The following is a 17,290-nucleotide window of genomic DNA, read 5'->3' on the forward strand; positions in this document are numbered from 1 at the left end:
GCCATTGTAGCGCGTAGAAGCCTTCGGAATGCGCGCCACAGGCACCTCACGCCTGCGACAGCGCCTGCCGTTCTAAAGCACTGCAACATTTGCTCGACCTAAAATAGACGGTTTATTGCCAGTAACATCGCGCCCCGGCCAGTGCTTGGGTACAATTCCACGCTAATTTGATCGAGTATCAGGAACACTTACATGATCGCTTGCCTGCGGCTGTTCTCTGCCTTATGCCTTGCCGCCCTCCTGGCGGCTTGCGCCAGCTCGCCCTCCTCCAGCCTTGGCGAACTTCCACGGACCCCGGATGCCAGCATCGAGCAACTGCTCGAACAGGCCGCCAACAGCAAAACGCCCGACAAGGCAGCCCTGCTGCGCTTGAGCGCTGCCGACCTGGCCTATCGCCAGGGCAACGCCGGCCAGGCCGCGCAAATCCTGCAACAAGTGCCGATGGAGCAACTCAAGCCCGGCCAGCAGGTTTTCTCCAGCACCCTGGCCGCCGAACTGGCCATGACTCGCAACCAGCCAAAGGCCGCCCTGACCGCCCTGAGCCACCCGAGCCTGCAACGCCTGAGCGAACTGCCGGAAGAGCAGCAGATCCGCACCGGCACTGTCCACGCTCGCGCACTAGAGGCTGACGGCCAGGCCCTCGTCGCGGCACGGGAGCGCATTTTCATTGCGCCACTGCTCAAGGACGACGCCGCGAGCAAGAACCACGAAGCCATCTGGACGTTGATTGCCAGCCTGCCGACCGATCAACTGCAAGCCGTCGGCAACGATGACCTGGGCGGCTGGATGAGCCTGGCGCTGGCAGTGAAGACCGCCGGCACCCTGGAACAACAGCAGGCCGCCATCGACAACTGGCGCGCACAGAACCCCAAGCATCCGGCGGCCATTCAGCTGCCGCTGCCGCTGACCAAACTCAAGGAGCTGGCCAGCCAGCCGCTGTCCAAGATCGCCCTGCTGTTGCCGCAGGACGGCCCGCTGGCCGCGGTCTCCAAGGCCCTGCGCGACGGCTTCATGGCCGCGCACTATCAGGCTCAGCAAGCCGGTCAAAAACCACCCAGCATCGAGTTCTACGACAGCTCGCGCCTGACTTCGCTGGATGACTTCTATCGCAAGGCCCAGGCAGATGGCGTGCAACTGGTCGTCGGCCCGCTGGAAAAACCGCTGGTCAAACAGCTCGCCGCACGCCCGCAACTGCCTATCACCACCCTGGCGCTGAACTACAGCGAAGGCGAGCAAGGCCCCGCGCAACTGTTCCAGTTCGGCCTGGCCGCCGAAGACGAGGCTCGCGAAGTCTCCCGCCGCGCCCGCGCCGACGGGCTGCACCGCGCTGCGGTCCTGGTGCCACGCGGCGAATGGGGTGATCGTGTGCTCAAGGCTTTCCGTCAGGACTGGGAAAGCAACGGTGGTAGCGTGGTCGGTATCGAACGCGTCGATCAGCCGGTAGCCCTGGCCCAGCAGATTGCCGACCTGTTCCAACTGCGCCAGAGCGAAGCCCGCGCCAAGAGCCTGCAGAACGCCGCTGGTACTCAAGTGGCCGCACAACCTTCGCGCCGCCAGGACATCGAGTTCATTTTCCTGGCATCCACTCCGCAACAGGCACAACAGATCAAGCCGACCCTGAACTTCCAGTACGCCGGCGATGTACCTGTCTACGCCACCTCTCATGTCTTCAGCGCCAGCGGCGACCAGAACCAGTACAACGACATGAACGGCATACGCTTCTGCGAGACGCCTTGGCTGCTGGATGCCAATGACCCGCTGCGCCGACAGGTCGCCGCGCAATGGCCACAAGCCGGTGGCAGCCTGGGTCGACTGTATGCGATGGGCGCCGACGCCTACCGCCTGGCACCACGCCTGGGGCAACTCAAGGCCCTGCCGGACAGCCGCATCGAAGGCCTGTCGGGCAGCCTGACCATGAGCCCGAGCCAGCGTGTTCAACGCCAGCTGCCATGGGCCGAGTTCGTCAGCGGCCAGATCACTCGCCTGCCTGACACCCAGCGCTAATGCCACAACGATCACGCCAGCAAAGCGGTCAGGATGCCGAAGCCCAAGCGCTCCGGCATCTTGAACAACAAGGGCTGCGCCTGCTGGCGCAGAACTGGTTGTGCAAACGCGGCGAGCTTGATCTGGTCATGCTTGACGGCGATACAGTAGTATTCGTCGAAGTCCGCTACAGACAACACACGCAATGGGGTGGCGCACTAGGCAGCATCGACGCACGCAAGCGTCAGAAACTGATACTCGCCGCACAGTTTTTCCTGCAGCGCGAGTCGCGCTGGTCCAACCACCCTTGCCGTTTCGATGTGGTCGCCATAGACAGCGCCCCAGGTACGACCACTCATTTGAACTGGCTACGGAATGCCTTTGAAAGCTGATCGACGCTCTCGGGCCGAGCCGGACATTTTCACTCAACATTTTTGCTCTTTGCTATGCGGGCAGCACATTCATGTGCCAGAAAGCCGCGCCACTTAAGGTCACACAGATGGACATGCAATCCCGAATTCGCCAGCTTTTTCAGGCCAGTATCGACACCAAGCAGCAGGCGATGGACGTACTTGCACCGCACATCGAGCAAGCCAGCCAGGTCATGGTCAACGCCCTGCTAAACGAAGGAAAAATGCTCTCCTGCGGCAATGGTGGCTCGGCCGGCGATGCCCAGCACTTCTCCTCCGAACTGCTCAACCGTTTCGAGCGCGAGCGCCCGAGCCTGCCAGCCATTGCGCTGACCACCGACAGCTCGACGATTACCTCGATCGCCAACGACTACAGCTACAACGAAGTCTTTTCCAAGCAGATTCGCGCCCTGGGCCAGCCTGGCGATGTCCTGCTGGCGATCTCCACCAGCGGCAACTCGGCGAATATTATTCAAGCGATCCAGGCCGCACATGATCGCGAAATGATTGTCGTAGCATTGACCGGTCGCGATGGCGGCGGCATGGCGTCCCTGCTATTGCCGGAAGATGTCGAGATTCGCGTACCGGCCAATGTCACTGCACGTATCCAGGAAGTCCACCTGCTGGCGATCCACTGCCTCTGCGACTTGATCGACAGCCAACTGTTCGGGAGTGAAGAATGACCCCTAATCGCCTTGGCCTACTGGCCCTGACCCTAGCCTTGAGCATCAGCGGTTGCAGCTCGGTGATTACCGCCACCCGCGAAAGCCCGATCGAAGATGACCGCGGCACCCGCACCTTCGGCAGCAAGATCGATGACTCACTGATCCAGACCAAAGTCGAAGTGAACGTCGCCAAGGCCAGTCCGGACCTGGACCACAATTCGCACATCGTGGTGACCAGCTTCAACGGCATCGTCCTGCTGGCTGGCCAGACCCCGCGCGCCGACCTCAAGACACTCGCCGAGCAGGCCGCCAGCGCCGTGCAACGGGTGAAGAAAGTCCACAACGAACTGCAGGTTCTGCCGCCCTCTTCCCTGCTGGCCCGGCAGAACGATGCCTGGCTGACCACCAAGATCAAGACCCAGATGCTGACCGATGCCAGCATTCCAGGCTCGCGCATCAAGGTCGTGACGGAAAACGGCATCGTCTACCTGCTGGGCCTGCTGACTCAACAGGAAGCCACCCAGGCGACCAATCTGGTACAAGGCGTTTCCGGCGTGCAGAAAATCGTCAAACTGTTCGAATACATCGACTGATGCAGGCGAAAGGTACGAGCACAAAAAAGGCGATCCGGATGGATCGCCTTTTTTATTACTTCACGACCTTCAGACTCGGTCGACCGCTTGGACGCGGCGGCTCGTTATCCGGTGGTGGAATATCATCATCCGGCTCGATTTCATCGTCCTCGTCATCCACGGGCGACTCCAGATCGAACACCATGCCCTGACCATTCTCCCGAGCGTAAATGCCCAGGATCGCCGGCACAGGGACGTACAAGCTATGCGGGACGCCACCAAAGCGCCCCTCGAAAGTCACCACCTCGTTATCCATGTGCAAATGACGCACGGCACTCGGCGAAATATTCAGGACGATCTGTCCGTCACTGGCGAAACCCTGAGGCACCTGCACCGCCGGGTATTCGGAATTGACCAGCATATGCGGGGTGCAATCGTTGTCCACAATCCACTCGTAGAGCGCGCGGACCAGATAAGGTCGACTGGAGTTCATAGCGGCTCCTTAAGCCTTAGCGCATGTCGCGTTCGACGCCAGACAGACTTGCCTGGAACGTCTCACGGGCGAACTGGCGCTCCATGTAATCAAGCAACGGCTTGGCTTGCCGTGGCAATTCAATACCCAGAATCGGTAATCTCCAGAGTATTGGTAATAGGCAGCAATCCACCAGACTTTGTTCCTCACTGAGGAAAAACGGCTTCTCCGCGAACAGCGGCGAAACGCCGGTCAGGCTCTCGCGCAGCTCTTTGCGAGCCTGAGCCCGAGCGGCTTCCTTGGTCCGGGAATCCAGGATCAGATCCACCAGCCCACACCAGTCACGCTGGATCCGATGAATCAGCAGACGGCTGTTGGCACGCGCCACTGGGTAAACCGGCAGTAGTGGCGGGTGCGGGTAACGCTCATCCAGATATTCCATCACCACGGTCGACTCCCACAACGCCAGGTCACGATCGACCAGGGTGGGCAGACTGCCGTATGGGTTCACTTCGATCAGCTTCGGCGGCTGACGCCCCGCCTCCACACTGATGATCTCGGCGCTGACACCCTTCTCTGCGAGCACGATACGTACCCGGTGGGAATAGTGGTCGGCGGGGTCGGAGTAACAGGCCAACCGATTGGTCACGCCCATGGCGGTCCTCCTCGCTTGTTGAAATTATCGGAAGCAGAAAAACGAGCGCGCCCAGAGGGCGCCTCCCGTAACGCCTGGATGATCCAGACTCGTTACACCTTCAGAGACGCCCTTGGGCGCGCACGATTAACAGCAATGAATTACAGCTTTATCAATGAACGTCTTTCCAGTATTCGCGCTTGAGCAGATAGGCGAACACGAAGAAGAAGGCCAGATACAGTAACACATAGGTGCCGATACGTTGATGCTCCAGCTTGACCGGGTTGGCCGAGTAGGCCAGGAAGGTCACCAGGTTCTTGACCTTCTCGTCGAACTGCTCTTCGTTGAGCGTGCCGGTTTTTGGCAGCACGGTCAGTTGGTCGCAGGCTTCATGGGTCAAAGCGGTACCAGTCAGCGGATCGTATTGCTTCTTGCCGTCTTCGACGATCTGTACCTGTTTGCAGCCAACAACCTGGCGACCCTGCAGGCCGACCAGGACGTTAGGCATACCCACGTTCGGGAAGACCTTGTTGTTCACACCCCATGGACGCGCAGGATCTTCGTAGAAGGAGCGCAGGTAGCCATAGAGCCAGTCGGTACCACGCACACGAGCCACCAGGGTCAGGTCGGGCGGAGCCGCACCGAACCAGGTCTTGGCATCAGCCGGCTGCATGCCGATGCTCATGTGATCACCGATTTTCGCACCAGTGAACACCAGCTTGCTCATCATCAGATCGTGAGGAATCCCCAGATCGTCGGCAACGCGCTCATAGCGTTGGAACTTGGCGCTGTGGCAGCCCATGCAGTAGTTGGCGAATGTCCGTGCGCCATCCTGCATGGCAGCCTTGTCGGAGACGTCGATGTCGACTTTTTCCAGCTCGGGACCACCGTGTTCGGCCGCGAAGGACAGTACAGGCATAGCAGCAAGAATCAGTACAGCAAATAGCTTTTTCATCAGCCAGTCACCCTTTCCGGAACCGGTTTGGTCTTCTCGAGCCTGGTATAGAACGGCATCAGAATGAAGTAGGCGAAGTACAGGAAGGTACATACCTGCGACAGCAGCGTGCGACCCGGCGTCGGTGCCAGAACACCGAGGATCCCCAGGATCACGAACGAGATGCAGAACACCACCAGCCAGATCTTGCTCAGCCAACCCTTGTAGCGCATGGATTTGACCGGGCTGCGATCGAGCCATGGCAGCACGAACAACACGGCGATCGCCGCCCCCATCGCAATCACACCCAAGAGTTTGTCCGGAACCGCGCGCAGAATCGCGTAGAACGGGGTGAAGTACCAAACCGGGGCAATATGCTCAGGCGTCTTGAACGGGTTGGCCTGTTCGAAGTTCGGCTTCTCGAGGAAATAACCACCCATTTCCGGGAAGAAGAACACGATCGAACAGAAGATGAACAGGAACACCACCACGCCGACGATGTCTTTCACGGTGTAGTACGGGTGGAAAGCGATGCCATCCAGCGGTACGCCGTTTTCGTCTTTGTGCTTCTTGATGTCCACGCCATCCGGGTTGTTCGAACCCACTTCGTGCAGCGCCAGGATGTGCAGCACTACCAGACCGAGAATCACGATTGGCAGGGCCACTACGTGCAAGGCGAAGAAGCGGTTCAGGGTAATACCGGAAATCAGGTAGTCACCACGAATCCACTGGGTCAGGTCGTTACCGATGACCGGGATCGCGCCAAACAGCGAGATGATCACCTGGGCGCCCCAATAGGACATTTGTCCCCAAGGCAGCAGGTAGCCCATGAAGGCTTCGGCCATCAGCGCCAGGTAGATCAGCATGCCGAACAACCACACCAGCTCACGCGGCTTCTGGTAGGAACCGTAGAGCAGGCCACGGAACATGTGCAGATAGACCACGATGAAGAACGCCGAGGCGCCAGTGGAGTGCAACAGACGCAGGATCGAGCCGTACTCGACGTCGCGCATGATGTATTCGACGGAAGCGAAAGCTTCTTCCGCCGACGGGGTGTAGCTCATGGTCAGCCAGACACCGGTGACGATCTGGTTAACCAGAACCAACAGAGCCAGGGAACCAAAGAAGTAGAAGAAGTTGAAGTTCTTCGGGGCGTAATACTTGCTGAGATGGTCTTCCCACATTTTGGTCGCAGGGAAGCGCGCATCAACCCAATCCATGAACTTGCTCATCACGCTTTCTCCGTATCGACGCCGATGACAATAAGGTCGTCCGACTCATAGGAATGCGGGGGTACTGGCAGGTTCAAAGGCGCAGGTTGCGACTTGTAGACGCGGCCAGCCAGATCGTAGTGGGAACCGTGGCAAGGGCAGAAATAGCCACCTACCCAATCCTTGCCCAGATCCGCAGGCGCCACTTCAGGGCGGAAAGTCGGTGAGCAACCCAGGTGGGTGCAGATACCGATCAGCAGCAGAATCTCTGGCTTGATCGAACGCACTTGCGGGTCGACGTAGGTTGGTTGGACAGAGTTCTTGGAGTCGGGGTCGGAAAGTTGACCCTCGATCTTTTTGAGATTCCCCAGGATTTCCTGTGTGCGGCGGACGATGAATACCGGCTGACCACGCCACTCAGCAATCATCTGCTGACCTGGGTCGATCTTGCTGATATTCACTTTCACCGGTGCCCCTGCGGCTTTCGCCTTGGCACTGGGAAACCATGACCCCACGAACGGGACCGCAGCCCCCACCGCTCCTGCAGCACCCACCACGGATGTGGCTGCTACAAGGAAGCGACGCCGGCCTGCATTCACGCCGTCATTGCTCATTCAGTCCTCTCCCATCAGCTTTGTGGCCTGTTAAATCAGGCATCTACTAAGTAAAAATCTGAACTTATAAAAATTTTGCCGAATGGTAATGAAAAGCCCCTACTCTGACAAGGTAATTACCAACTTGGCCCTGCCCCAAGCCCTGTAGTATAGGGGCTCTGCAGATGTGGCAAGTTGTCACAGCGCAAAATAATCGCCCATAAAAAAACGCCCAGCTCCGCGAGGAGACTGGGCGCTTTTTGAACGCGAAAGCGAATTAACGCTTCGAGTACTGCGGACGCTTACGCGCTTTACGCAGACCAACTTTCTTACGTTCAACTTCACGTGCGTCACGGGTTACGAAACCGGCTTTACGCAGAGCGCTGCGCAGAGTTTCGTCGTAATCCATCAGAGCGCGAGTGATGCCGTGGCGGATTGCGCCAGCTTGGCCACTCACACCACCGCCGATAACGGTGACGTAGATGTCGAACTTCTCGACGGTCTCGGTCAGTTCCAGCGGCTGACGAACTACCATGCGGGCAGTTTCGCGGCCGAAGAAGTTATCCAGGGAGCGGTTGTTGATGGAGATGTTGCCAGTGCCCGGACGCAGGAAAACGCGTGCGGTTGCAGTCTTGCGACGGCCAGTGCCGTAATTTTGAGTCGCCGACATAATGAACTATTCCGTTAAATCTTCAGTTCTTGGGGCTGCTGAGCAGTATGAGGGTGTGCAGCGCCCGCATAGACTTTCAGCTTACGGTACATGTCGCGACCCAGCGGGTTCTTAGGCAGCATGCCTTTTACCGCGGTCTCGATCACGCGCTCAGGGGCCTTGGCGATCAGCTTTTCAAAGTTGATCGACTTGATGCCGCCCGGGAAACCGGAGTGGGAGTAGTACATTTTGTCAGTGGTTTTAGCGCCAGTAACACGTACTTGCTCAGCGTTGATCACGACGATGTAGTCACCGGTGTCGACGTGAGGGGTGTACTCAGGCTTGTGCTTGCCACGCAGACGGCTCGCGATTTCGGTGGCCAGACGACCCAGGGTCTGACCAGCAGCGTCGACGACAAACCAGTCGCGCTTAACTGTTTCCGGTTTAGCAGTAAAAGTTTTCATTCTTTATAGCCTCAGGGGCCGCCCTGTAAATTAGACGGCGGATCTTACTGAATAGTGCGTACTTTGACAAGTCAAAGGCAGCCGGATACAGACGCTATCGGGGGCTCGGGTCAGCGCGTCCGTTATACGGCAAGATTCTTCGGCAGGCGGCGCATCACTTCCACTGCAGAAAGAGCTGCGGAATTATGCAGATTGCGAAAAAAAATTCAACCTGCTTTTATGATTGTTTTGCCGAAGGAGCACCCGATGGACTATCGCCAGCTAGGCCGGACCGACCTGAACGTGAGTGCAATCTGCCTGGGAACCATGACCTGGGGCGAGCAAAACAGCGAGTCCGAGGCCTTCGCCCAGATCGAACGGGCCAAGGCTGCCGGGATCAATTTCATCGACACCGCGGAGATGTACCCGGTGCCGCCAAAGGCCGAAACCTATGCCACCACCGAGCGCTACATCGGCAACTGGTTCAAGGCTCGCGGCGATCGCGCCGACTGGATCCTCGCCAGCAAGATCGCCGGCCCCGGCAACACCATCGACTACATCCGCGACAACCAGCTCAAACACAACCGCAAGCACATAGTCCAAGCCGTGGACGCCAGCCTCAAGCGCCTGCAGACCGACTGGATCGACCTCTACCAGTTGCACTGGCCAGAGCGCAGCACCAACTTCTTCGGCCAACTGGGCTACAAGCACAAGGAAGAAGACTTCACCCCGCTGGAGGAAACCCTCGAAGCCCTGGATGAGCAAGTCAAGGCCGGCAAGATCCGCCACATTGGCCTGTCCAACGAAACGCCCTGGGGCACCATGAAGTTCCTGGCCCTCGCCGAGAGCCGCGGCTGGCCACGGGCGGTATCGATCCAGAACCCCTACAACCTGCTCAACCGCAGCTTTGAAGTGGGCCTGGCGGAAATCGCCATTCGCGAACAATGTGGATTGCTGGCCTATTCGCCACTGGCGTTCGGCTTCCTCTCCGGCAAATACGAAGGCGGCGCACGCCCGGCCAAAGGCCGCCTGAGCCTGTACAGCCGCTTCAGCCGCTACTTCAACCCACAATCGGAAGTGGCCTGCAGCCGCTATGTCGCCCTGGCCCGCGAGCATGGCCTGGATCCGGCGCAAATGGCCCTGGCATTCGTCACCCAGCAACCGTTCGTCACCAGCAACATTATTGGTGCGACCACCCTCGAACAACTGGACAGCAATATCGCCAGTCTCGAGCTGAAGCTGTCGAATGAGGTGCTGGCCGGCATCGAGGCGATCCACAAGGACCACCCGAATCCGGCGCCGTAACCCACCTTCCAGTGAGGGAGCGAGCCTGCCAAGCTCGCGCCCTCACAAGAGGCAACGCACTACAGGGAACGCGCAATGATTTCCTTCATGATCTCGTTGGTCCCGGCATAGATCCGCTGCACCCGCGCATCCGCCCAGGCCCGGGCCACCGGGTACTCCCACATGAAGCCGTAACCGCCGTGCAACTGCACGCATTCGTCGAGCACCTTGCATTGCAGGTCCGTGCCCCAGTACTTGGCCATGGCGGCGGTCGGTACATCGAGCTTGCCTTGCAGATGCAATTCCAGGCAGCGGTCGACGAAGACCCGGCCGATCTGGATTTCGGTGGCCATTTCCGCCAGTTTGAAGCGGGTGTTCTGGAAGTCGGCGATCGATTTGCCGAAGGCCTTGCGCTCGCGGGTGTACTCCAGGGTCCACTGCAATGCCGCCTCGGCTGACGCCAGACCGCCTACCGCCACCGTCAAACGCTCCTGCGGCAACTCCTGCATCAGGTAGGCAAAGCCCATTCCGGCCTGCCCCAGCAGGTTTTCCTTGGGCACGCGGACGTCCTGGAAGAACAGTTCGGAAGTGTCCTGGGCCTTCATACCGACCTTTTCCAGGCGTTTGCCCTTGGAAAAACCGGGCGTATCCGCCTCCACCAGGAACAGGCTGGTGCCCTTGGCGCCGGCCTTCGGATCGGTCTTGGCCACGACAATCACCAGATCGGCCAGATAGCCGTTGGTGATAAAGGTCTTGGAGCCGTTGATCACATAGTCGTCACCGTCCAGCACCGCAGTGGTCTTGACCCCCTGCAGGTCGGAACCGGCGCCCGGCTCGGTCATGGCGATGGCCGTGACCATCTCGCCGGACACCAGTTTCGGCAGGTACTTGTGCTTAAGCTCCTCGCTGCCGTAATGCAGGATATAAGGCGCGACGATATCGGAATGCAGGGAGAAGCCGATACCGGTCAGACCAAGGCGCCCCACCTCCTCGATCACTACCGCGCTATAGAGAAAGTCAGCCCCCAGTCCGCCGTACTCCTCGGGGAGATGGGAGCAGAGCATTCCCGCCTCACCGGCCTTGTTCCACAAGGCGCGGTCGATGTAGCCCTGTTTTTCCCATTGCCCATGAAATGGCACGGCCTCCTTTTCCAGGAAGGTGCGTACGCTGTCACGAAAGAGTTCGTGCTCGGAGCTGAACAAGGTTCTGGGGATCATGGGGCCACCTGTCGTTATTGTTAGCCGGGATTGGCCCACAGAGCCTAAGCCCACGCGCACGACACAGGACACTGGACACATCCGACAAAAAATAAGACGATCCAGCCGTCTGGTGACCACTTTCCCCTATAAGAACAATTTAATTATGTCTAACCAAACCTCCACGCCCTTGCGGCGCGTCAGCATCCTGGCGATCGACCGGGTTTTCGCCTCCACCCTCATGCAAGCCAAGGATTTCTTCCATCTGGCCAGCCTGCGCTACGGCAAGCAGCTGGGCCAGGGCCTGACCCCGGCCTTCGAAACCCGCCTGGTCAGCCCCGACGGCAAACCGGTATGCAGTTTCAGCAACGTGATCATGCCGGTGGACGGCGGCCTGGAAGATACCGACGTGATCATCCTCCCGGCGTTCTGGGACGATTTCGAAACCCTCTGCCAACGTTATCCACAGATCCTGCCCTGGCTGCGCCAGCAACACGCCCGCGGCGCCGTGCTCTGCGGCGAGGCCACCGGGGTGTTCTGGCTGGCCGAAGCCGGGTTGCTCGACGGCAAGGAAGCCACCACTTACTGGCGTTTCTTCAATGCCTTCAGCGAGCGCTTCCCCAAGGTCCAGCTCAATCAGGACAAGCACCTGACCGACGCCGACAACCTGTATTGCGCCGGCGGCACCACTTCGGCCTGCGACCTGTACATCTACCTGATCGAGCGTTTCTGCGGCGCCAACGTGGCCCAGGCCGTGGCCCGCGACATTCTCTATGAAGTGCAGCGCAGCTATTCCCCGGGGCGTATCGGCTTTGGCGGCCAGAAGCTGCACCAGGACGTGATCATCCTGCAGATCCAGCACTGGCTCGAAGAGCATTTCGCCGACAAGTTCCGCTTCGAGGACGTGGCCCGCGAACATGGCATGAGCATTCGCAATTTCATGCGCCGCTTCCAGACCGCCACCGGCGACAAACCCCTGCATTACCTGCAGCGCCTGCGCATCGAAACCGCCAAGGGCCTGCTCTCGGGGACGCGCAAGAGCATCAAGACCATCAGCTACGAGGTCGGCTATGACGATGCGAGCTTCTTCGCCCGCCTGTTCCGCCAGCACACCGAGCTGTCACCGAACCAGTACCGGCAGCAGTTTCACCAACAAGCCGCGTAAATGAAAAAGGGCCTGCAATGCAGGCCCTTCTTTTTATCTGGAAACCGTTAAGGCTTGTGCGCCCGCGAGAGGAACTCGTGGGACTGCATTTCCAGCAGACGGCTGAGGGTGCGCTGGAACTCGAAGGTCAGGCGGCCGCCGGTGTACAGATCCTTGAGCTCGACTTCAGCGGAAATGATCAGCTTGACGTTACGGTCGTAGAACTCGTCGACCATGTTGATGAAACGACGGGCGATATCGTCGGTGGCGACGCTCATCTGCTCGACACCGCTGACCAGCACAGCGTGGAAGATCTTGCCCAGTTCGATGTAGTCGTTCTGGCTGCGTGGGCCATCGCACAGTTCGCGGAAGTCGAACCAGGCCACGTCATCGCAGGTACGCAGGGCGCGGATTTCGCGGTTCTCGACGATCAGCACATCGTTTTCCACCGCCTGGGTGCATTCCGGCGTCAGCGCGCGGAAGCTCTTGCGCAGGCTTTCGTGGGCCGCTTCGTCCAGCGGGAAGTGGAACAGTTCGGCCTGCTCCAGGTGACGCAGGCGGTAGTCGACGCCACTGTCGACGTTGACGATCTCGGTGTGCTGCTTGATCAGGGCAATGGCCGGCAGGAAACGCGCACGTTGCAGGCCATCCTTGTACAGACCGTCCGGCACGATGTTCGAGGTCGCCACCAGGGTCACGCCGTTCTTGAACAGCTCTTCCATCAGCGTGCCGAGGATCATGGCGTCAGTGATGTCGGAAACGAAGAATTCGTCGAAGCAGATCACCCGGGCCTCGTCGGCGAAGCGCTTGGCGATGATGGTCAGCGGGTTCTTCTCGCCGCCCAGGGTCTTCATCTCTTCGTGCACACGCTTCATGAAGCGGTGGAAGTGAGTACGGACCTTCTGCTTGAACGGCAGGGCTTCAAAGAAGGTATCGACCAGATACGTCTTGCCACGCCCTACTCCGCCCCAGAAGTACAGGCCCTTGACCGGCACCTGGTCTTTCTTGCCAAACAGCTTGCCCAGCAGGCCCGGCTTGTTGTTCGACGCGGCGATCAGATCGTCGTACAGGCGCTGCAAATGACGCACGGCGGTTTCCTGCGCGGCGTCGTGGAAGAACTCCGGGCGTTTCAGATCAGCTTGGTATCGTTCTAGGGGCGTCATAATTCGTTAGCAAGGCAACAAAAACGGGCCGTCACTGTAGCGACGGCCCTTGAGAATGGCAATCAGCCCTTGGTCGGGAGATTGCGGTTAGTCCTGCACAGGCGCCAGGGCGACGCGCAGCGCCTCGATCGCCGCATCGCGGGCCGCCGTGTCGGCAAAGGCCGGGCTGTCGGCCACGCACTCGCCTTCCAGCCACACGCTGAAACCCAGCGCTTCACTGCGCAGATCCAGAGCCTGGCCGGATTGCAGTTGCTTGGTCACCGCACCTGCGGTCTTGCCGTCGGCGAAGTTGCGCGACAGCAACAGTTGCTCGCCATCGGCGGCCAGCAGGCGGAAACGGAAGCTGCCGTCGTCTTCGCGGAAGCTGACGAAGCGCGCGGCCTTGGCCGCTTTCTTCTTGGTGGTCGCCGCCACTTGTACCTGATTGACGAACGAACGCAGGCCCACGGCCTCGCGCAGCTCGTTGAGGAATGGCGTGGCCACGGCGCGGGCTTTCTTGGCGCCGGCCTGGAGGATGTCTTCCAGGTCCGAAGGACGCTCGATCAACTGGTGATAACGCTCACGCGCCTCGCCCAACTGGTTGTCCAGCAGCAGGAACAGACGATTCTTCGCCTCGCCCCAACCCAGGCCCTGCAGCAGCTCGCTGCGGAATTCGTCAGCCTGGGCCGGCGTCGCGAAAGCCTGGAACAGGGTGAACAGGTGCGCGTTGTCCGGGTCCTTGGCTTCGCCTGGAGCACGGGAGTCGGTGACGATGCGCGAGATCGCGTCCTTCATGTCCTTGGCGCTGCTGAACAACGGGATGGTGTTGTCGTAGCTCTTGGACATCTTGCGGCCATCGAGGCCCGGCAAGGTGGCGACGCTTTCCTCGATCAGCGCCTCGGGCATGGTGAAGAACTCTTTGCCCTGGCCGAACAGATGGTTGAAGCGCTGGCCGATATCACGGGCCATTTCCACGTGCTGGATCTGGTCGCGACCGACCGGTACCTTGTGGGCGTTGAACATCAGGATGTCCGCGGCCATCAGCACCGGGTAGCTGTACAGGCCCATGGTGATGCCGGCGTCCGGGTCTTCGCCGGTCTCGACGTTTTTATCCACCGAAGCCTTGTAGGCGTGAGCACGGTTGAGCAGGCCCTTGGCCGCCACGCAGGTCAGCAACCAGGTCAGCTCCGGGATTTCCGGGATGTCCGACTGGCGATAGAAAGTCACGCGCTCCACATCCAGGCCACCGGCCAGCCAGGTCGCGGCGATTTCCAGGCGCGAGCGCTGGATACGCAGCGGGTCATCGCACTTGATCAGCGCGTGATAGTCGGCCAGGAAGTAGAACGAATCGGCATTGCTGTCGCGGCTGGCGAGAATCGCCGGGCGGATGGCGCCGGCGTAGTTGCCCAGGTGCGGCGTGCCGGTGGTGGTGATGCCGGTGAGGATGCGCGTACGAGTAGTCATGGGTAATCGCTTATCAGACTGCAATCAATTCGAGAGTCGTGGCAGCACCAGATCCTTGAGATCGGTGAGCTTGCCATGAAAAAAGTGTCCGCATTCTGCCACTTTCAGCAGCTCATGGGGGCGCTCAAGCGCGTCGGACCAGTCGTAGACCAGCTGCGGGTCGACCACTTCGTCGGTTTCCGGCTGGATCAGGGTCAGCGGGCAGTTCTGCGGCAGCAGGTCGCTATCGCGCAAACGCATCACGGCGGCGGCAACCATGAACAGGTGCTTGAGCGGCTCGCCGCGGGCTTCCAGGCGTCCGCCGAGGCTGGCGGCGACGAAGCCGCCGAAGGAGAAGCCGAGCAGGGTCATCGGCAAGTCCGGGTGCCTGGCTCGCAGCCATTCGGCCGCCGCCTGCGCGTCATCGACTTCACCACTGCCCATGTCGTGGCTGCCTTCGCTGGCGCCGACGCCACGGTAGTTGAAACGCAAGGTGATCAGGCCGGCGTCACGCGCGGTACGTTGCAGGGTCGAGACCACCTTGTTGAGCATGGTGCCGCCCTGCACCGGGTTCGGATGGCAGATCAGCGCCACGCCACGGGCGTCGGCGACATCCAGATACAGGGCTTCCAGTTGGCCGACCGGGCCGGCAATCACTACGGGGGTTTCACGCATAAGCAAGGAAGGAACTCCGTGACCTCGAATCGGGTCGACTCGTCTAGCAAATTGTCTGTGCCAATCTATTGCGAGTGAATCGCGGTATACAGCGCAGGTTCGAGCCGTTAACGTAAAGCAAAGCCGTTTATAGAGGAAGGACTCGTGGAACACTCGCTCCTAGTTTGGTTGTTGCCGACTCTTGCCCTGATCGCGGGTGTCGCCATTGGATTTCTGGTCGCTCGCCTGCTGCCGAATGCCGCGCCTAACCGCACGCAACGTCAGCTGGATGATATTCAGGAACGTTTTGACAGCTATCAGAACGAAGTGGTCACCCACTTCAACAGCACCGCCACCCTGGTGAAAAAACTCACTCAAAGCTATCAGGAAGTGCAGGACCACCTCGCCGAGGGCGCCAACCGCCTGGCCCTGGACGAGTTGACCCGCCAACGCCTGCTGGCCGCGCTGCACTCCGACTCGGTGCAGGCTCCACGGGAACGCCTGACGCCACCGCGCGACCAGGAACCGCCACGGGACTACGCGCCAAAGACGCCTAACGCGCCCGGCATGCTCGACGAGCATTATGGTCTGAAGAAGTAATCAGGCTCCGCGTCCAGTAAAAAGCCCCCGGACCATTCGGTTGTCCGGGGGCTTTTTTGTATCTGGTGATTTGATAGCGGCTGGCAAGCCTGCGAAGAGGCTGGCAAAGGCCACACACAAAAATGCCCGATCACAGGATCGGGCATTTCTTCATTCAAACGATCAGTTACGGATACTGCTGAACCGTACCCGGTTGTTGCTGCTGACCACCATACTGCTGGCCAGGAATCGCCTTGAGGTTCACTTCCACTCGACGGTTCTGCGCACGGCCATTGACGTCGCCGTTGCTGGCGATCGGGTTATCCGGGCCAGCGCCACGGGCCGACAGGTTGGCACCGCTGACACCTTGCGAGGTCAGGTAGGTCGCCACGCTCTGGGCCCGGCGCTGGGACAGGTCCATGTTGTGCTGGCGGCTGCCGGTGCTGTCGGTGTAGCCGACGATTTCGATCTGGTTCTGGTTGAACTCCTTGAGGGAGTTGGCCAGGTTGTTCAGCGGTTGATAGAAGCTTGGGGCGATGTTCGCCGAGTCGGTGGCGAAGGTGATGTTGCCCGGCATGATCAGTTTGATCTGATCGCCCTGGCGCTGCACTTCGACCCCGGTATTGGCCATGCTGGCACGCAGTTTCTTTTCCTGCTGGTCGGCGTAGTAGCCATAGCCAGCGGCGGAAGCACCGACTACCGCGGCGCCGATCAGCGCGCCCTTGCCACGGTTGTTGTGGTCGATGGCGGCACCGGCCAGCGCACCGGCCAAGGCACCCAGGCCACCGTATTTTGCAGTTTTGCTCATGCCCGTGGAGCCGTCGGCCTGCCCCTGATTGTCATAGGGGTTAGGCGAAGCACAGCCGGACAACAAGGCCACAGCGGTAGCAACAACGATCAAACGACGCGAGGTGAACATGGAGAAGCTCCTACTTTTTTCATTCTGTGATGCAGCGGACGTTGGCAACAGACCTTTGCAGGCGTTTGAACACGGCCAATGACAAAAATTCCGTGAAACTTTTGACAGCAAAGGTCAGGCCCTGACAAAGGGATTTTCACGCATTTCATCGCCCAGGCGGGTGTCCGGACCATGCCCGGCCACCACAGTCGCGTCTTCGTCGAGGGTGTACAGACGCTGCTTGATCGAACGCACGATGGTGGCCTGGTCGCCCCCCCACAGATCCGTGCGCCCTACCCCGCGCTTGAACAACGTGTCGCCGGCAATCAGCAGCTTAGCCTCGGACGTTAATGTAGGGTGCCCAACGTGAGCAAAGTATAAAGC

General features: G+C 59.8%; 19 protein-coding genes and 1 pseudogene. 7 read left to right on the forward strand and 13 right to left on the reverse strand.

Annotated elements, in window-relative coordinates; genetic code table 11:
- The first annotated feature begins 192 nt into the window (after positions 1-192).
- The 4 genes from CXQ81_RS26980 to CXQ81_RS26995 all read left to right on the forward strand — a co-directional run bounded on the left by CXQ81_RS26980 (position 193) and on the right by CXQ81_RS26995 (position 3,651).
- Positions 193-2,004 carry a penicillin-binding protein activator gene (locus tag CXQ81_RS26980; RefSeq protein WP_101339024.1) on the forward strand — a complete coding sequence of 604 codons (1,812 nt, stop codon included), beginning with the start codon at positions 193-195 and terminating at the stop codon, positions 2,002-2,004.
- Positions 2,004-2,375 (forward strand): YraN family protein, encoded by a 372-nt coding sequence (locus CXQ81_RS26985; RefSeq protein ID WP_007928464.1) that lies wholly within the window; start codon positions 2,004-2,006, stop codon positions 2,373-2,375. The genes CXQ81_RS26980 and CXQ81_RS26985 overlap by 1 nt, the downstream gene beginning before the upstream one ends.
- Before the next feature lie 107 nt (positions 2,376-2,482).
- Positions 2,483-3,076, forward strand: coding sequence for a phosphoheptose isomerase (locus CXQ81_RS26990; protein WP_007928463.1), 594 nt, complete (start codon positions 2,483-2,485; stop codon positions 3,074-3,076).
- Positions 3,073-3,651 (forward strand): BON domain-containing protein, encoded by a 579-nt coding sequence (locus tag CXQ81_RS26995; protein WP_007928462.1) that lies wholly within the window; start codon positions 3,073-3,075, stop codon positions 3,649-3,651. The genes CXQ81_RS26990 and CXQ81_RS26995 overlap by 4 nt, the downstream gene beginning before the upstream one ends.
- Before the next feature lie 55 nt (positions 3,652-3,706).
- Here CXQ81_RS26995 and CXQ81_RS27000 read toward each other — a convergent pair whose 3' ends face one another.
- The 7 genes from CXQ81_RS27000 to rplM all read right to left on the reverse strand — a co-directional run bounded on the left by CXQ81_RS27000 (position 3,707) and on the right by rplM (position 8,587).
- Positions 3,707-4,123 (reverse strand): ClpXP protease specificity-enhancing factor, encoded by a 417-nt coding sequence (locus tag CXQ81_RS27000; protein ID WP_007928461.1) that lies wholly within the window; start codon positions 4,121-4,123, stop codon positions 3,707-3,709.
- Between the two features lie 16 nt (positions 4,124-4,139).
- Positions 4,140-4,757, reverse strand: coding sequence for a glutathione S-transferase N-terminal domain-containing protein (locus CXQ81_RS27005; protein WP_007928460.1), 618 nt, complete (start codon positions 4,755-4,757; stop codon positions 4,140-4,142).
- A gap of 151 nt (positions 4,758-4,908) precedes the next feature.
- Positions 4,909-5,691 (reverse strand): cytochrome c1, encoded by a 783-nt coding sequence (locus CXQ81_RS27010; protein WP_007928459.1) that lies wholly within the window; start codon positions 5,689-5,691, stop codon positions 4,909-4,911.
- A complete protein-coding gene (locus CXQ81_RS27015; protein ID WP_007928456.1) occupies positions 5,691-6,902 on the reverse strand; it encodes a cytochrome bc complex cytochrome b subunit in 1,212 nt (403 codons plus the stop codon). Before CXQ81_RS27015 ends, CXQ81_RS27010 begins: the two co-directional genes overlap by 1 nt.
- Positions 6,902-7,495 carry a ubiquinol-cytochrome c reductase iron-sulfur subunit gene (petA, locus tag CXQ81_RS27020; protein ID WP_009045522.1) on the reverse strand — a complete coding sequence of 198 codons (594 nt, stop codon included), beginning with the start codon at positions 7,493-7,495 and terminating at the stop codon, positions 6,902-6,904. Before petA ends, CXQ81_RS27015 begins: the two co-directional genes overlap by 1 nt.
- 256 nt (positions 7,496-7,751) lie before the next feature.
- Positions 7,752-8,144, reverse strand: a complete 393-nt coding sequence (rpsI, locus tag CXQ81_RS27025; protein WP_003228056.1) for a 30S ribosomal protein S9 — start codon at positions 8,142-8,144, stop codon at positions 7,752-7,754.
- Between the two features lie 14 nt (positions 8,145-8,158).
- Positions 8,159-8,587 (reverse strand): 50S ribosomal protein L13, encoded by a 429-nt coding sequence (rplM, locus tag CXQ81_RS27030; protein ID WP_007928449.1) that lies wholly within the window; start codon positions 8,585-8,587, stop codon positions 8,159-8,161.
- A gap of 246 nt (positions 8,588-8,833) precedes the next feature.
- Here rplM and CXQ81_RS27035 point away from each other — a divergent pair, with 246 nt between their 5' ends.
- Positions 8,834-9,871, forward strand: a complete 1,038-nt coding sequence (locus CXQ81_RS27035) for an NADP(H)-dependent aldo-keto reductase (protein WP_101339025.1) — start codon at positions 8,834-8,836, stop codon at positions 9,869-9,871.
- Between the two features lie 59 nt (positions 9,872-9,930).
- Here CXQ81_RS27035 and CXQ81_RS27040 read toward each other — a convergent pair whose 3' ends face one another.
- A complete protein-coding gene (locus CXQ81_RS27040; protein ID WP_007928433.1) occupies positions 9,931-11,067 on the reverse strand; it encodes an acyl-CoA dehydrogenase family protein in 1,137 nt (378 codons plus the stop codon).
- A 244-nt stretch (positions 11,068-11,311) separates the two neighbouring features.
- Between CXQ81_RS27040 and CXQ81_RS27045 the strand changes: the two genes are divergently transcribed.
- Positions 11,312-12,211, forward strand: coding sequence for a GlxA family transcriptional regulator (locus tag CXQ81_RS27045; protein WP_172963002.1), 900 nt, complete (start codon positions 11,312-11,314; stop codon positions 12,209-12,211).
- A 47-nt stretch (positions 12,212-12,258) separates the two neighbouring features.
- Here the strand turns inward: CXQ81_RS27045 and zapE are convergent, their stop codons facing one another.
- The 3 genes from zapE to CXQ81_RS27060 form a co-directional block, all read right to left on the reverse strand.
- Positions 12,259-13,353 carry a cell division protein ZapE gene (gene zapE, locus CXQ81_RS27050; RefSeq protein ID WP_007928431.1) on the reverse strand — a complete coding sequence of 365 codons (1,095 nt, stop codon included), beginning with the start codon at positions 13,351-13,353 and terminating at the stop codon, positions 12,259-12,261.
- Positions 13,354-13,440: 87 nt separating this feature from the next.
- A complete protein-coding gene (locus CXQ81_RS27055; protein ID WP_101339026.1) occupies positions 13,441-14,796 on the reverse strand; it encodes a tryptophan--tRNA ligase in 1,356 nt (451 codons plus the stop codon).
- A gap of 24 nt (positions 14,797-14,820) precedes the next feature.
- The gene (locus tag CXQ81_RS27060) at positions 14,821-15,450 is read right to left on the reverse strand and encodes an alpha/beta hydrolase (protein WP_037035259.1); all 630 of its coding nucleotides are present in this window, start codon (positions 15,448-15,450) and stop codon (positions 14,821-14,823) included.
- A gap of 144 nt (positions 15,451-15,594) precedes the next feature.
- Between CXQ81_RS27060 and CXQ81_RS27065 the strand changes: the two genes are divergently transcribed.
- Complete coding sequence (locus CXQ81_RS27065) at positions 15,595-16,029, forward strand: YhcB family protein (RefSeq protein ID WP_007928428.1); 435 nt, start codon at positions 15,595-15,597, stop codon at positions 16,027-16,029.
- A gap of 166 nt (positions 16,030-16,195) precedes the next feature.
- On the opposite strand, the gene CXQ81_RS27070 is transcribed toward CXQ81_RS27065, so the two are convergent.
- On the reverse strand, positions 16,196-16,927 hold the full coding sequence (locus CXQ81_RS27070; RefSeq protein WP_009045527.1) for an OmpA family lipoprotein: 732 nt from the start codon (positions 16,925-16,927) through the stop codon (positions 16,196-16,198).
- 114 nt (positions 16,928-17,041) lie between these two features.
- Positions 17,042-17,245: pseudogene (locus CXQ81_RS27075) on the reverse strand (MBL fold metallo-hydrolase); the annotation flags it as partial.
- Positions 17,246-17,290 lie beyond the last annotated feature (45 nt).

The sequence above is a fragment of the Pseudomonas sp. 09C 129 genome (assembly GCF_002843625.1).
Taxonomy (GTDB): domain Bacteria; phylum Pseudomonadota; class Gammaproteobacteria; order Pseudomonadales; family Pseudomonadaceae; genus Aquipseudomonas; species Aquipseudomonas chlororaphis.

Bases quoted from the DNA above. Each gene is read 5' to 3' on its own strand.
- CXQ81_RS27060 (WP_037035259.1), bottom strand. From the start codon at position 15,450: ATGCGTGAAACCCCCGTAGTGATTGCCGGCCCGGTCGGCCAACTGGAA.
- petA (WP_009045522.1), bottom strand. From the start codon at position 7,495: ATGAGCAATGACGGCGTGAATGCAGGCCGGCGTCGCTTCCTTGTAGCA.
- zapE (WP_007928431.1), bottom strand. From the start codon at position 13,353: ATGACGCCCCTAGAACGATACCAAGCTGATCTGAAACGCCCGGAGTTC.
- rplM (WP_007928449.1), bottom strand. From the start codon at position 8,587: ATGAAAACTTTTACTGCTAAACCGGAAACAGTTAAGCGCGACTGGTTT.
- CXQ81_RS27010 (WP_007928459.1), bottom strand. From the start codon at position 5,691: ATGAAAAAGCTATTTGCTGTACTGATTCTTGCTGCTATGCCTGTACTG.
- CXQ81_RS26980 (WP_101339024.1), top strand. From the start codon at position 193: ATGATCGCTTGCCTGCGGCTGTTCTCTGCCTTATGCCTTGCCGCCCTC.
- CXQ81_RS26985 (WP_007928464.1), top strand. From the start codon at position 2,004: ATGCCACAACGATCACGCCAGCAAAGCGGTCAGGATGCCGAAGCCCAA.
- CXQ81_RS27035 (WP_101339025.1), top strand. From the start codon at position 8,834: ATGGACTATCGCCAGCTAGGCCGGACCGACCTGAACGTGAGTGCAATC.
- CXQ81_RS26995 (WP_007928462.1), top strand. From the start codon at position 3,073: ATGACCCCTAATCGCCTTGGCCTACTGGCCCTGACCCTAGCCTTGAGC.
- CXQ81_RS26990 (WP_007928463.1), top strand. From the start codon at position 2,483: ATGGACATGCAATCCCGAATTCGCCAGCTTTTTCAGGCCAGTATCGAC.
- CXQ81_RS27000 (WP_007928461.1), bottom strand. From the start codon at position 4,123: ATGAACTCCAGTCGACCTTATCTGGTCCGCGCGCTCTACGAGTGGATT.
- rpsI (WP_003228056.1), bottom strand. From the start codon at position 8,144: ATGTCGGCGACTCAAAATTACGGCACTGGCCGTCGCAAGACTGCAACC.
- CXQ81_RS27005 (WP_007928460.1), bottom strand. From the start codon at position 4,757: ATGGGCGTGACCAATCGGTTGGCCTGTTACTCCGACCCCGCCGACCAC.
- CXQ81_RS27015 (WP_007928456.1), bottom strand. From the start codon at position 6,902: ATGAGCAAGTTCATGGATTGGGTTGATGCGCGCTTCCCTGCGACCAAA.
- CXQ81_RS27040 (WP_007928433.1), bottom strand. From the start codon at position 11,067: ATGATCCCCAGAACCTTGTTCAGCTCCGAGCACGAACTCTTTCGTGAC.
- CXQ81_RS27055 (WP_101339026.1), bottom strand. From the start codon at position 14,796: ATGACTACTCGTACGCGCATCCTCACCGGCATCACCACCACCGGCACG.
- CXQ81_RS27070 (WP_009045527.1), bottom strand. From the start codon at position 16,927: ATGTTCACCTCGCGTCGTTTGATCGTTGTTGCTACCGCTGTGGCCTTG.